General features: G+C 70.3%; 9 protein-coding genes and 1 pseudogene. 3 read left to right on the plus strand and 7 right to left on the minus strand.

All coding sequences use genetic code 11. The annotated features are described in order from the left end of the window. The first annotated feature begins 49 nt into the window (after positions 1 to 49). Complete coding sequence (locus DP939_RS28190) at positions 50 to 1,414, plus strand: tyrosine-type recombinase/integrase (RefSeq protein WP_113983800.1); 1,365 nt, start codon at positions 50 to 52, stop codon at positions 1,412 to 1,414. Positions 1,415 to 1,480: 66 nt separating this feature from the next. On the opposite strand, the pseudogene DP939_RS28195 reads toward DP939_RS28190, so the two are convergent. From DP939_RS28195 to fxlM, 7 genes and pseudogenes are all read right to left on the minus strand, one after another. Then, a pseudogene (locus DP939_RS28195) lies at positions 1,481 to 1,955 on the minus strand (NUDIX hydrolase). Between the two features lie 1,046 nt (positions 1,956 to 3,001). Further along, entirely contained in the window at positions 3,002 to 4,129 is a 1,128-nt protein-coding gene (locus tag DP939_RS28205) for a hypothetical protein (RefSeq protein WP_113983801.1), read from the minus strand. Further along, a complete protein-coding gene (locus DP939_RS28210; RefSeq protein ID WP_113983802.1) occupies positions 4,126 to 4,917 on the minus strand; it encodes a thiopeptide-type bacteriocin biosynthesis protein in 792 nt (263 codons plus the stop codon). The genes DP939_RS28205 and DP939_RS28210 overlap by 4 nt, the downstream gene beginning before the upstream one ends. Positions 4,918 to 4,934: 17 nt before the next feature. Next, on the minus strand, positions 4,935 to 6,323 hold the full coding sequence (locus tag DP939_RS28215; RefSeq protein WP_113983803.1) for a lanthionine synthetase C family protein: 1,389 nt from the start codon (positions 6,321 to 6,323) through the stop codon (positions 4,935 to 4,937). Further along, positions 6,263 to 9,400, minus strand: coding sequence for a lantibiotic dehydratase (locus tag DP939_RS28220; RefSeq protein WP_113983804.1), 3,138 nt, complete (start codon positions 9,398 to 9,400; stop codon positions 6,263 to 6,265). The genes DP939_RS28215 and DP939_RS28220 overlap by 61 nt, the downstream gene beginning before the upstream one ends. Before the next feature lie 93 nt (positions 9,401 to 9,493). Beyond that, positions 9,494 to 9,709, minus strand: coding sequence for an FxLD family lanthipeptide (locus DP939_RS28225; RefSeq protein ID WP_113983805.1), 216 nt, complete (start codon positions 9,707 to 9,709; stop codon positions 9,494 to 9,496). Between the two features lie 82 nt (positions 9,710 to 9,791). After that, the gene (gene fxlM / locus DP939_RS28230; protein ID WP_199565459.1) at positions 9,792 to 11,021 is read right to left on the minus strand and encodes a methyltransferase, FxLD system; all 1,230 of its coding nucleotides are present in this window, start codon (positions 11,019 to 11,021) and stop codon (positions 9,792 to 9,794) included. 341 nt (positions 11,022 to 11,362) lie between these two features. On the opposite strand from fxlM, the gene DP939_RS28235 reads away from it, so the two are divergent. Continuing rightward, positions 11,363 to 12,724 (plus strand): tetratricopeptide repeat protein, encoded by a 1,362-nt coding sequence (locus tag DP939_RS28235; protein ID WP_113983806.1) that lies wholly within the window; start codon positions 11,363 to 11,365, stop codon positions 12,722 to 12,724. Positions 12,725 to 12,737: 13 nt separating this feature from the next. Next, positions 12,738 to 13,214 (plus strand): NUDIX domain-containing protein, encoded by a 477-nt coding sequence (locus DP939_RS28240; RefSeq protein ID WP_113983807.1) that lies wholly within the window; start codon positions 12,738 to 12,740, stop codon positions 13,212 to 13,214. The last annotated feature ends 50 nt before the right edge of the window (positions 13,215 to 13,264 follow it).

Below are 13,264 nucleotides of genomic sequence, written 5' to 3' on the forward strand. Positions count from 1 at the left end.
TCTGGCGGAGCGATCTGCTCACCTGGCTCGACTCTCTCCGGGAGGTGGCGTGAACACCAGCTATGACGTCAAGCTCGGCGAGATCCAGCACCGATCCGACCGCAAGACGATGGCCTACATCGCGCGGTGGACAGTAGGCCGTAAGGCCAAGTCCAAGAGCTTCCGGACCAAGGCGTTGGCGGCGAGCTTCCTGTCCGACCTGCGGCAGGCGACGAAAGCGGGGGAGGCGTTCGACGTCACCACCGGGTTGCCGCTGTCCATGCTCGCCGCCAAGGCCCCAGAGGGACCGACGTTCCTGGAGTTCGCACAGACCTACGTCGCCAGTCGGTGGCGCACCTCGGCGGCCCGGACTCGGGAGACCGACGTGTACGGCCTGCTGTCGCTGGTGCCCGCCCTGGTCGCCGATCTGCCCAGGCGGCCGACGGACAGCGACCTGCGCGAGGTTCTCCGTACGCACCTCCTGCTGCCTGAGAACCGGCGCGCTGTGCTACCCGGCACGCTGGTGCCGGTACGGACCTGGCTGGAGAAGGCGTCACTACCATTGGCCGACCTAGCAAACCCTCGCGTCACCCGGTCCGCACTCGATGCGATCTCAGTGACCTTCACCGGCAAGGACGCCGCCGCCAACACGGTGCGGCGCAAGCGGGAAGTGTTGCATCACCTGCTCGAACTCGCCGTGGAACACAAGGAGTTGCCCGCCAATCCGCTGCACGCGAAGTGGGTTCCGCCCAAGGTCGCGGGCGCCATCGACCCTCGCACGGTCGTCAACCCCGAGCAGGCACGCGCGCTGCTGGCAGCCATTCCCGCAGTCGGTCGGACTCGTGGAGGTCGGCTCCACGCGATGTTCGCGTGCATGTACTACGCCGCGCTCCGGCCGGAGGAGGCTGCAGCCCTGCGCCGTCAGAATTGCGATCTGCCTGAGGAGGGTTGGGGGCTGCTCACGGTCGAGAAGGCACAGCCTCAAGCCAACAAAAGGTGGACCAACTCCGGTGAGACTCACGACTCCCGAGGACTGAAGCACCGGGCCAAGGACGACACCCGCGAGATCCCGATCCCGCCCGTCCTGGTGGCCATCCTGCGGGCGCACATCGACCGGTACGGCGTGGCGGACGACGGGCACCTGTTCCGTACCTCCAAGGGCGGACCGTTCTCCTCATCGGCCTACTCCGGGGTCTGGCAGAAGGCGCGGCGGGCCGCCTTCACCGCCGAGCAGGTCGCCTCCCCGCTGGCGGCCCGGCCGTACGACCTGCGGCACGCCGCAGTCTCGCTGTGGCTCAACGCCGGTGTGCCGGCGACCGAAGTGGCCAAGCGGGCCGGGCACGGCGTGGACGTGCTCCTGAAGGTCTACGCCAAATGCATCGAAGGACAGCGGACACCCGCCAACAGCAAGATCTCTGAGGCGCTGGAGGAGTGATCCGGCAGCTCCCATAACCAGGCCCCGGGGGTTCCTCGGGGCCTTCGCCATTCACAGGATCGGGAGTCAGCCGATGTACGGCGTCGGCCGGGCGGCGAAATAGTGATCCAGTCGCAGGCGCATGGAGCGATCCATGAAGCGAACCGATCTCACCGCGCGGCACCCAACGCACCTCGCGGGACTCGTCGCACGGCCGTGGTGAGCCGCTCACATGGCGGGCGGTGAGCACGATGGAGAACTCCTGCCGGGCCTCGCCGTCCGAGGTGTAGAGGATGACGTGCCGGGGGTCGGTGTAGGTGCCGACCAGGCCGGTGATCTCGCAGTGGACGCCGGTCTCCTCCAGCGTCTCCCGGAGGGCCGCCTGCGGCAGGGACTCGCCCAGGTCGATCGCGCCGCCGGGCACCGCCCAGTTGTGGTTGTCCGAACGGCGGATCATCAGCACGTCGCCGGCCTCGTTCACGACCACGACGTTGACCGACGGCACCAGGCTGTTGGGCGCTGGTGCGGCAGGATCGTCGTAGAAGTCGATGCGGCGGGCCACGGTGGGACTCTACGGGGACGGCCCCGCGCCAGGCGGCCGATTCGCCGCCGACCTGGGGAAACGGCTGCAAGATCATCCCGCGTATGTCCCCGGATCATGGACCTGCGGCTGCATTCGATGGCACTCGCCTGCACATGATCGCCAGAAGGGGATACGTAAAGCCCCAGTTCAGAGGGCTAATGGCTGGTCAAGTGTGTGCCCCCGGCCAGGGACCCAGAGCTAGGGAATCCGAAGGCATTCCCTTCTGACCGAGAAGTTCGTTCTCGGCGGCTGACGCTAGAGGCGATCCGGCCTCTCCCGCGCCGCCGGACCCGTTCCCTGCGGAGCACGGTGAAGAGCGGGAGCGGTGGTGACGTCTAGTGACTGGTGTGCGGCGTATTCGATGGATGACGATTGCCGGCGGCGGTCTCTCGGTAGTGGTCGCGGTTGTGGCGTCCTTTCGGTACGTGCATGAGTTGTGCATGCGGCAAGATGAAGGCCAGTTGGCGGCGGTGCTCATCCCGCTTGCGGTGGATGGCTTGATCGTTGTCGCGTCGATGTCCATCCCTGCTGTCCAGCCAGCACGGCTCCCGAGGTGGCGTCCTCGTGCGCGAGGCCGACCTGCGCCAAGTCATCAAGCCCCAGCAAGAGACAGAATTTCCCCCGCGTGTGTGTGGCCCTCTGCGTTCCCGCGCTTCCCCGGCCTGGATGAGGACCACCCCCGCGTGCGCGGGGCCGACGCCAGGACCGTGAAGTTGCTGGCGGCCCCCTGGGGAGTACCCCCGCGTGCGCGGGGCCGACGGCGTTCATCGCCTACCTCGACGGCCACCAGCTGGAGTACCCCCGCGTGCGCGGGGCCGACACTTGTTGACCTGCGATGTTATCGGGCGGAGGTGGCGATTTCATTCAGTTGCTTTGTCGGCAGGCTGGTCGGCGGCAGCGTGGGCAGCATCTGTGGCCTCCCTTGGCGTGCCGTGGTCAATCAGTTCGGCGGCCACCATGCTGGCCGCCGGAGGCTGAGACAGCTGATCTTACGGGCGTTCCACGGGCGGGATGGCCATATATCCCTATCCTGCTCGCCCGCCGGGGGTGAGTTTGAGGATCCGGCGGAGAGCCTGCTCGCCGGTATTCGCGGCGTGGAGTAATTCCGCTTTCAGATGGCTTGGGACGCCTGCTTGGTGCAGCCCGGAGGAGTGAACGATCCGGGTCAGTTCCTGCCTGGTGTGGCTGGGAAGAACGTCGCTGCCGAAGCCGGTCAGCACCTCCTTGGCCGCGTATCCGTCAGCGGCATGTCGGATTTCCTCAAGGAGGTGGGTGAGGACGGGTATCGCCCGCTCCTCTTGAGGGCCGCCGAGGAGGTCGATGACGGTCAGTCCGAGCCGTGCATGGAAGAGCTGGGTGCCTGGTTCGACGGGCAGGTGGAGGTAGCGCCGGCGCATTGTGGCCGCGTGGGCGGTGGTGTCGCCGCTGGCGACGCTGTGGCAGAGCACTGTGAGGCAGGCATGGACGGCCTTCTCCCAGGAGTGGGCCGGCTGGGTCTGGTCGATCAGGGGCAGGGCGGCGGCTGGGCCGTGGGTGAGGAGGGCCGCGACGACGGCGATCTGGCGGCCGTCGAGTAAGGTGTGCCCGATTCCGCGGTGGCGTTCGACGTGCTCGCGCGCCTGCTGCCATTGCCCGGCGTTGATCAGGGCACGTGGCCCGTCGGCGATCAGGACCGTCCACAGCCAGGTCCGGACGTCGTTGAGATCGGCCGAGTTCGCGGTCAGTCCGCTCAGCGACAGCGTGGTCGCGTCGATGGTCAGAGGGGCGAAGTCATTGAGCGCGCGCCAGAGGTCGGTCAGCAGGGCGTGGGCGGCGAGTCCGTCACCAGCGCGGATGTGGATACGGGCGAGGTTGACGAGCGGTTCGAGCGCGAGCCGTGCCTGGCGCGCGGTCAGTGGGCGGGCGTCGAGGTAGGCGTTGTGATGCTGACGGCATAGGGCGCGGGCGAGGTCGGGCAGCCCGCAGTCGCTGGCGATCAGCGCGCAAAGGTTCTGCGCTTGTGCGGCTGATGCCAGCCCCTCGTGCGGGGCGCTCATGGTGGCGTCGTCAGCGAGTTTGCGCGCTACGGCGATGCGTTCCTCGATCGGGCCGCAGCGCGGGCGGGGGCGAGGGATGAGCGGAAAGCGCCGGACGATGGCGTCGAGTCGGGTCATGGTGCCGCGCCGGAGGCGAGGCTGGGGCCGAAGACAATCGCCGCCGCGCGGTGCGCCAGCGCGGCTTGGACATAGGCGGGCAGGCCGTGGCGGTTCCAGGCGAAGATGACGTGGTGGGTTAGTACGTCGCGGAGTCCGCGCCGTAACCGGCCTCCGGCGGCGAGCGCGGCCAGGTCCTGCCCGGCCGCGGCGAAGGCGTCGAACCAGCCGGGTGTGGCGCACCGGCTGCCGGTGGCGCTCATCAGCCGCCGCACATCCGCCTCCAGTGCACAACGCGCCCCCGATGGGACGGTGTCGGGCAGGTCACGGTGCTCGGCGACGCGGGCCCAGACGTCGCCTTGCTCGTACCAGTCCAGTCCGGCAGCGCGGAGCAGGACGCCGCACAGCATGATCGCCAGTTCACGTCGGTGCGCGGTTGCGGGGTCGGCGGTGAGGTGGGCGAGGAAGTACCGGCTGTCAGCGTGGAAGAGGGCGTGCGCGTGACGCATGGCCTCGACGCCGCCGAACGCGCGCTGCTCGGGTTCGTAGGTCACCTCGCTCGCGCCGACGATGATCCCGCGGCGCTGCAGGGTGGCCAGACGGCTGCGCAGGTACGGTGTGGCTGTCTTGGTCTGGGACAGGTAGCGCAGGCGCCAGCAGGGTGATTTACGGACGAAGAACCAGGAGGCGATGAGTTCGTCGGTGCAGGCCGCCGCCAGTATGGGGGCGAGGTCGGTGGCCGCGCTCTGCTCGGCGTGGTTCCAATCCGGGAAGGTGAGGTTGACCTGGTGCCAGGAGGAGGTGCCCACGGGGAATCCCCTTTTCGTCAGGCCGACAGCAGCAGGACGGCGTCCCACCCGGAGGCCGGGGGTGTGCCGGTGGCGAAGGTGTGCAGGGCGAGCGCGGCCCCGGCGGCGCCGTCCAGGAACTCCTCGGAGGCGAACGTCCCGATGGCGGCGGGCCCGGTGACAAGCGCAGTGACAAGCGCGGTGAGCTGGGCGGCCAGGGCGGGCAGTTCCCGGGTGAGGTGTGGAGTGGAGGCGTCGGTGGCCATCCGCCACGCCGATTGCAGCACTCCGGCCAGGCCATGGCACAGCCCGGCCTCCGGCAGCCGTCCGATCTCGGCGGGGTCGCGCAGTACGGCGAGCATGGCCCCCTCCGCGTGCTGCCGGCGCGCGACGTCGCCGAGTGCCAGGCCGGCCAGTTGCTGGGCGCGGGCGGTGCCGCTGATGCCGTAGCACCAGGACGGGCGCGGTCGAAGCGCCGGATCGACTCGCCGCTCGCGTACCTGGTCGTGGGTGATCAGGCCAGGCCACCACGGGCGGCCTGCGTCGTCGTGTTGCTGCCACTGGTCGATCCAGGCGCAAATCCGTTCGATCGCACCCTTGATCGCACCTGCGTCCTTAGCTGTCGCCTTGTCGCGCAGTACAGCCAGCGACAACAGGGCCAGGACCGAGCCGATTCCGTGGGACAGACCCAGGTTGCCGTGGCCACGGGGGTAGTCGGCGTGGGGTTCGCCGCTGGGTGACACGCTGGTCCACCAGCCGGGCAGCTCGTCATCGTGGGGTTCGGTCAGCGTCACCAGGTAGGCCAACACCTCGCCGAGCAGCGGGTGGCCCGGGTGGCGGGACAGGTAGTAGGCGCCCAGCCCGGTCAGGCCGCGGATGAGGTCGAATTCCTTCATCAACGGGCGCTCACCGCGCCGCAGGCGCGCGCGGGCATCGTCCAAGCGGGCGCGGGTGATCCGTGCGACCGCCTCATCCAGGCGCCCGGGAACGCCCCTGTGACAGGAGGACGGCCCGGCGGCGGCGCGGGTGAGGAAGGCCAAGGTCGGGACGCCGAAGAACAGGCCGGCGTTGCTCGCGGCCGTCAGCGGTCCGCAGGCGGCCGTCCGGAGCCAGGCGTGCGCGGTCTGCGGGGCACCGCGTCCGCTGTGGGCGCGTTCGATGTGGAGCAGGGCGATGCCCGCCGCCCCTCCGGCGAGCGATTGCGGCCAGCGCCGGCCGTCAGCGGGCATCGCCGCCCAGGAGGCTGGGTCGGCCAAGTGCTCGGCGACCCGGTCGGTGGCGGCCAGCGCCTGCTCGGCGGCCGCGCCGACGCCTGGATGGGCGGTGGCGATGGCGGTGTCAATGGCGGTGTCAATGGCGGTGGTGGTCACGCTGGTCTCCTCCTGGCGGTCCAGCTCAATGCGGCGGCGCGGGCCAGGTGCAGGCATGCGCGTTCCCCGGCCGCAGTGGCGCCGGCGACCCGGGCGTGGTGCAGGTGCAGCAGATCCGGGAGCACCACGGTTGCCGTGAGCTCCCCTCCGCTTTCCAGTGCCTGCCGGTAAGCGGCCAGGGCGTGAGCTCGCTGCCGCCAGGCATCGATGAGCTGGTCGCCGTACGGCAGCGCGGTGAGGGCACTGCGGTCGCGGGGGTCGGCCAGCGCGATCGCCTGCTGGTAGAGGTCGCGGTCGGGGGCGGCCGGGTCCGTGCGGGCGTGGCTGATCAGCCATCGCATGCCCTCGTGGGTGTCGCCGAGGAAGGCGATGGCGATGTCGAGCAGGCTGGCCCCGGTCACCGCGCGCTGCGCCGTACGGTCGGCGACGGCGGCCAACTGGGCAATGGCCGCGGCCGAATCGGCGGCGAAGACCGTCTCTGCCGCCCGGTACGCTGTGGCGCCGCCGAAGCGGCCGGTCTGCGGAAGGTAGGTGTCATGGCAGACGCGGGAGGTGAGCCCGGCCTGCCATAGCTCTTCACACCAGGCGTGGACCTCCGCCACCGAAACCACCCCGCTGGCGGAGGCGTTCATGCGGCAAGGGTCCTGGGCGGGCGGCCGTAGCCGGATGCGGAGATGGTGGTCAGGGTCGTGGTAGCGCAGGAACCAGCAGCTCGTGCCATCGCCGAGCCGGCCGAGGAGCCGGGGCAGGTGACGGGTGAGGATGGCACTTTGCCGGTCGGGATGTCCGTACACCTTCACCGACAGCCACTCGCCGCCGGGCAGATGCCCGTGGGAGCGCGTCAGCGGCGCACCGCCCAGCGGGGGCGGCGCGGACGGCTGGGTGGTGGTGGCCAAGGAGATCGTGATCTCGTGCGGGAGGCAGCCGATCCACCCGGCCGCGCCGAGAGCCGGCGCCGGGGTCATGATGGCGTTGCCGGTGCGGGCGAGCTGGTCGCGCAGCAGCGCGCGGTGCGCCTGCACCTTCAGGTCGAGGCGCAGACGTTGATCGCCGCCACCCAGGTACACCTCGGGCGGGAGGCCGACCTCCTGCCGCCATCGGGTCAGAGCGGCATCCCATTGCTCCCAGCCGGTGGAGGGGCCGGGCAGGTCCGCGGTGAGCAGCCGCCAGCGGGCAGGTGAGATCACCGTGCGGCCGTAGCGCAGCGCGGGAACGTAGGGCAATGTGGCTGCGGCGCCCCAGTCGAAGCCGGTGCACGGGGCGCGCAGTGCTTGGGGCGCCTCCATCAAGAATCGGGCCAGCGGGTGGGTGTGCCGTGCGGGGTTGACCGCGTTGAAAGTTCTCGGTTCGATGATCCGGCGGCGTGGCAGCCAGACGAGATACAGGCCGTGCAGGTCGGCCGTGATGGCGATGTCCTGCAGCCGTAGGAGGTGCGTGCCGCCGCCGTCGCTGGACCCGGCATCGGCGGCGGGGTGGTCGCCGACGGGCAGGACGTGCGGCAGCAGGCGCGGGGTGCGGGCGACGTTGTCGGTGCTGATGTAGGGCGCGGGCGCCGACACCTGCACGGCCAGCGCGCCGCGGGTGCCGGTGGGCAGGTCCGCGTAGGCCGCGGTCAGCCGGGCGCGGTGCTCGTCGTCGAACAGGTCCATGAACCGTCCGGTGAGGGTGCCCGCGGCGCGCGAGGTTCCGACGACGGCGAGAGTGAACTCGCCGCAGGCCAGTGCCTGGAGGCTGGGCGCGTCGATCCGGACGCTCACCTCCGCGCTGGGCTGAACCCGTACGCCTGCATCGACTCCGCCGCCAATGCCGAGGGCGGCGATGAGGTCATCGTCGATGACGACCTCCCGCTGGCGGCGTAGCGCGGCCTGGTGGGCGAGCACCAGCAGGGTACGGTCGCGGTCGGTGAACGCCGCCTGCCCGTCCGGCTCGCGGCTGTCCGGCAGGGCGTCGTACCCGGCCGGGTAGCCGAGCCCGGCATCGGAATCGACGGCTTCGCGCAGCGGTACCAGCGCGCGGGGGCCGTACCGGTCCAGGAACCGGGCGTGCCAGGACAGCCAGCCGGCGGAGATGGCGGGGCGGCGGGCCAGCCGGACGAGCGCGGACGCCGCGGCGGCGGCCTCGGCGGCGACTGCGGCGGGGATCGTCACCTCCGCGTCCAGGAGCAGATCGACCGCGAGGGGTGGCCGCTCGGCGGGGCAGAGCGTTGCCATCATCGTCGCCGCCGCTCGGCCCCGGGACGCGCCAGTGCCTGTTGCCTGCGGGGGCATGGGGTAGTGCTGGGCGAGTTCGTCGGTGACGGCGCGCAGCCCTTTGGCCGCCTCGGCCACCTCGCCGAGCTCACCGGCGTTCACCGCCTCTAGCTCCTCCAGCAGGTGCCGCAGTGGATCGCATACGGTCATGGGCGGGCGCAGGCTGGTGAGCAGGAAACGCTGGGAGACCAGCTCGGCCACGAGCGCCTCGATCGTGCTCACGTCCGTCGCCGGGGAGAGCGCCGACAGGCGCTCGATGAGGTCTGCGCCCGGAAGTGGGTCGCGGGCCAGACGCAGTGCCGCGCGCGCGGGGCCCGTGGCGCGCACGCTCACCTCCTGCGGAGCGCCACCCGTCCGGAAGCTGGCACGGTGGTCGAGTACCAGGCGCCCGTCCCGCTCGAACACCAGGTCGTTGGCCATCACGGGTAAGCGCCGCAGCAGCGCACGCTCGCCTTCCAGGCGGTGGGTGAGCTCGCTGATCCATTCGGCGGCGGTGCGTGCCGCCGGGCGGTGCGCGTCCCCGACGCGCACCGAGGGCGGGCCCGTCGCGGTGGCGACGCGGGCCGCAGCCACGCCGGCGAACCGGCCGAATGGGGTGGGGCGGCTCGTGGCGCGCAGCAGGTAGCGCATTGTCGACAGCACCGCGCTGCGCACCCGGCTGTCGGTGACGTGGGCGCCGGAGCGGATCTCACACAGGCGTCGCGCCAGAGCGGGGCTCGCCTGCTCCAGGGCCACTGCGAAACCTGGCAACGTCCAGATGCGTTCGAGCCAGGGCCGCCACGACGCGTCGCCGTCCTCGCCGGTCAGATCCGGCCACGATGGGAGCTGCCGTCCGGGGGGCCAGGCTGGGGCGCGTAACACTGCTGCGTCGAGGTACCGGTACATCGCGCTCCCGTCGTCGGGGTGGCCCGGCCGGGGCAAGTGAAGGAGGTCGCGCCGGCCGGGCGCACCGGGTCAGGTGTCAGATGCCGGGCAGGCTCAGGTGCCGCAGCTGATACAGGCGGTCGCACAGGTCGAGTTGCAGCCGTCGTCGGTCATGCGGATGAGCTGTTCGGCGGCCACGCCCGACTCGACGATGCTCACGTCAAGGCCGGCCGCCCAGTCCTCGCCCGTCCAGTCCTGGCTCTGCTGGGAGGCGAGAGCCTGGACCGGGGCGGGTGCGGCCGGCGTGAGCGTCGCGGATTCGACGATCATGACGGTCCCTCCTTTGATGGGGGTGGATGGGGATCCCCAGCCCCGCCTTGGGCCGGTTCGGCCCGAGGACGGCGCTGGCGGTCTAGGGCCAGGTCACCACCACAGTGCCGTGGCGCTTGGTGATGACACCGCTGGACGGGACCGGCGGGGTCGCGAGCTCGGGCAGGTATTGGATGGACGCGGCCCCGCGGCGGTGGTACTTGTCCGCCCACCTGCGCAGCAGCCCCACATATCGGTCGGCGATGTCCTCTGCCGCCGGGCCGTGCGCGTAGACGCCGCTTTCGTATCCGCTGCTCATCTCGTCGTTCGGCCGGGCCGCCCGGTAGGCGAAGCTGTCGCCGCCGACCAGCACGGGCACACCCCTCAGCGCAGGGCGGGCGAGCAGTTCCCGGTCGATGACCGGCTGATCGGCGTACAGGAGTGCCATGGCGGGGTCGTTGGTGAGCAGGAACAGCATCTGCTCGTCGGGCATGTCGAACAGGGCCCCGGACCAGCGTTCGATCCTTGGCTGGTGCAGCGCCGCGCGTAGCGCCCCGGCATCGAGCTGGACGTTTTCGTCGTCCAGGTGCAGCACCACCCCGTCCTCCATGGTGATGCTCCGCTCGGCATGTGAACCTGCCCCCTGGAACGGGACGAAGACGCACAGCCCGTAGCCGCGGCTCACCAGGCCTCCGGTGTGGTCGCGGTCGAAGGAGATCCAGCGGGTCGTGCCCTTCAGCCGCAGCGGAACGATGATCCGGCCGCCTGCGGAGAGCTGCTCCAGCCATGCCGGTGGGATGTCCCAGCTACCGGCCGTGACGATGATCCGGTCGAACAGGGCCCGCCCGGGCACGCCGTGCTCGGCATCGGCCAGCACCACCTCGACCTGAGAGTAACCCGCTTCGTCGAGGAAGGCGCGGGCGCGCTCGGTGATGTCAGGGTCGATGTCGACCGTGGTGACCCGGCCATGCTCGCCGACGAGTTCGGCCATCAAGGCCGCGTTGTAGCCGCCGCTGCCGACCTCGCACACGTTCATGCCGGGCTCGATCCCCGCCGCCTCCAGCATGGTGGCCTGCAGGTGCACGGCCGACACCGAACTGAGGGTCAGCCCGTGACCATCGGACTTGACGATCGGCGCGTTGTCGGCGGCGTAGGCAGCCGCCAGCGTCTCACCGGGCAGGAACACGTGCCGCGGTACGGTGGCGACGGCAGCGGCCACCGCCTCCGACCGGATCGCACCCTGTTCACGCAGGTCACGCACGAGTTCCTCACGCAACAGCTCAGCGTTGGCCCGGGCCTGCCCGGTGCTGCTGTCGGTGGTCACATCGGTCACAGCGGTCCCTTCCCTGTTCCTGAACGGTCTTCGAGCGCGGTCTTCCTCAACCGGTCGGGCGAATGAGCCGCCGGTCACCGGGCGGAGCCTAGCCATCGGCGCTCGCAGTTTCCGGTACATCGCGCGCGGTGAGCGAGGGAATCCAGCCTGGGCCGCGTACAGGAAGGTCTCACACTTCACCTGCCCACCTCCCCCACCACGAAGTCACCGGTGCACAGCGGCCCAGGGGCAAGCCCAGCCTGCTGATCGCGCCTGTGTTCAGTGAATGACGCGCTGCGGGCGGCGGGCTATGGTCGAAGATGTGGGACAGGGTTTAACCGGTTTACCCGATCGGGGTTGTGATGCCCAAGGCCCGTGATCAGCGCCCGGTCAACCACCGACTGCGCGACACGATCACCGCAGCGGGGGTCAGTTACGACCGGGTAGCCCGCACCGTGGCCGGGGTCGCAGCCGAGCACGGCGAGACACTGCGCACCAACAAGTCCGCCGTCGCGCACTGGGTTGCCGGCACCGAACCGAGCGAACGAACGGCCCGCTACCTGGCCGAGGCACTGTCGCGGCTGGCAGGCCGCCCGGTGACCCTCGAAGAACTCGGATTCGCCGCCGATATCGCCCCCGACTTGATGAGCATGCAGCCCGTCGAGACGTCCATCCTGCTCGGCCGGGCCGACGTCGAAAACCGCCCCTTTCTGGCCGCCGCCGTCTACACGGCCGTGGCAGTGGCGATGCCGTTGCACTACGACCACGAGCCGGTGGCCAGGCTTCTGAGAGCCCGCACCGGGCGAGTACGTGTCGGGGCCGAGGACGTCGCCGTGGTCCGCCAGATCACACGGGCGTTCAGCATGGCCGATGAGATCCTCGGCGGCGGGCACGGGCTGTCCACTGTCGCGACCTATCTGGCCGACACCGCCGCTCCGATGCTTTCAGGCCGCTTCCCCAGCGAAGGTACCCGTCGCGACGCCTTCAGCGCGGCAGCAGAGCTGGCTTGGCTCCTGGGCTGGAAACATCACGACCTCGGCCATAACGGCACCGCCCAGCGCTACTACCTCCTCGGCTTCCAGTTCGCGGTCGAAGCCGACCCGCACGCGCATGCCGCGTGGATGATGCGCGCGATCGCCCAGCAGGCTCTCAGCTTGAAGCAGTCCATTCACAGCCGGGATCTCGCCCAAGGGGCGATCGACCGGGCCCGTGGTTTCGCCGACGGCTCCACGCAGGCATTGCTGAACATCACCCTCGCCCGCGCCAACGCCGCGCTCGGGGACAGGCCTGCCGCCGCGCGGGCATTGCTGGCCGCTGAAGACAACCTGGCGAAAGGTGACGCACCCCAACCGGGCTACTCCCGGTTGATGGGCCCGGCCACCGGAGCCGTCGCCTCCCATACGGCCCGGACCTTGACCGAGATCGGTGACCATGTAGGCGCCGAACGGCAGCATCGGGCAGCCTTCACCTCCTGGGACCCGATCGCGTTCCCGCGTGTCCACCTGCTCACGAACATGGATCTCGGCGACTGCCTGGCCGCTCAAGCCAGGGCGGACGAGGCGGTGGCGGCCTGGAGTCAGGCGCTGGACCTGGCCGAGGGTATGGCATCATCCCGCACCCGCTCAGCGCTGGCGTCCGTGCGCTCCACTCTCGGCTTGTACCGGCGCCGCGGCGTGCCGGGCGCGGCCGCGCTGTTACAGCGACTACAGCCGGCGCTCATCTGAGAGGATCAGGCCTGTGACCGACACAGCCCTCCCTGCGGCTCTGGACTCCCACACGCTGCTGGTCGCCGCCGTCATCGTGCATGACACCACCGCCGGGCACGTCCTCCTCCTGCAGCGGGCGTCCGAAGCCAAGTTCGCCGCCGGCCACTGGGACCTGCCTGTCGGAAAGGCCGACAAGGGCGAGGTCATCACCGCGACCGCCGCCCGTGAGCTGCGAGAGGAGACCGGCTTGGTGGCAGATCCCGGCCATTTGAAGGTGGCCGGGCTGATCCACGGCGCGTGGGGGGTCGAGGCTCCCAACGGGTTTTTGACCGTGGTGTTCGTCGCCCATCAGTGGGAGGGGCGGCCGGTCAACGCAGAACCCCACAAGCACTCGCGGGTGATGTGGGTGCCAGTCGATGAGATCCCGGTACCTTTTGTGCCGACCACCCGAGACGCCTTGGTGAACTACCTGCGTGGCGGCCCTATGGTGGCAACAGAAGGATTCTGACCAGCCTCACCGATCGGCACGGGCAGGGCTTGATGTCGAGGGTCGCCTGC

It is taken from the genome of Spongiactinospora rosea, assembly GCF_003315795.1.
In the GTDB taxonomy this organism is placed as follows: domain Bacteria; phylum Actinomycetota; class Actinomycetes; order Streptosporangiales; family Streptosporangiaceae; genus Spongiactinospora; species Spongiactinospora rosea.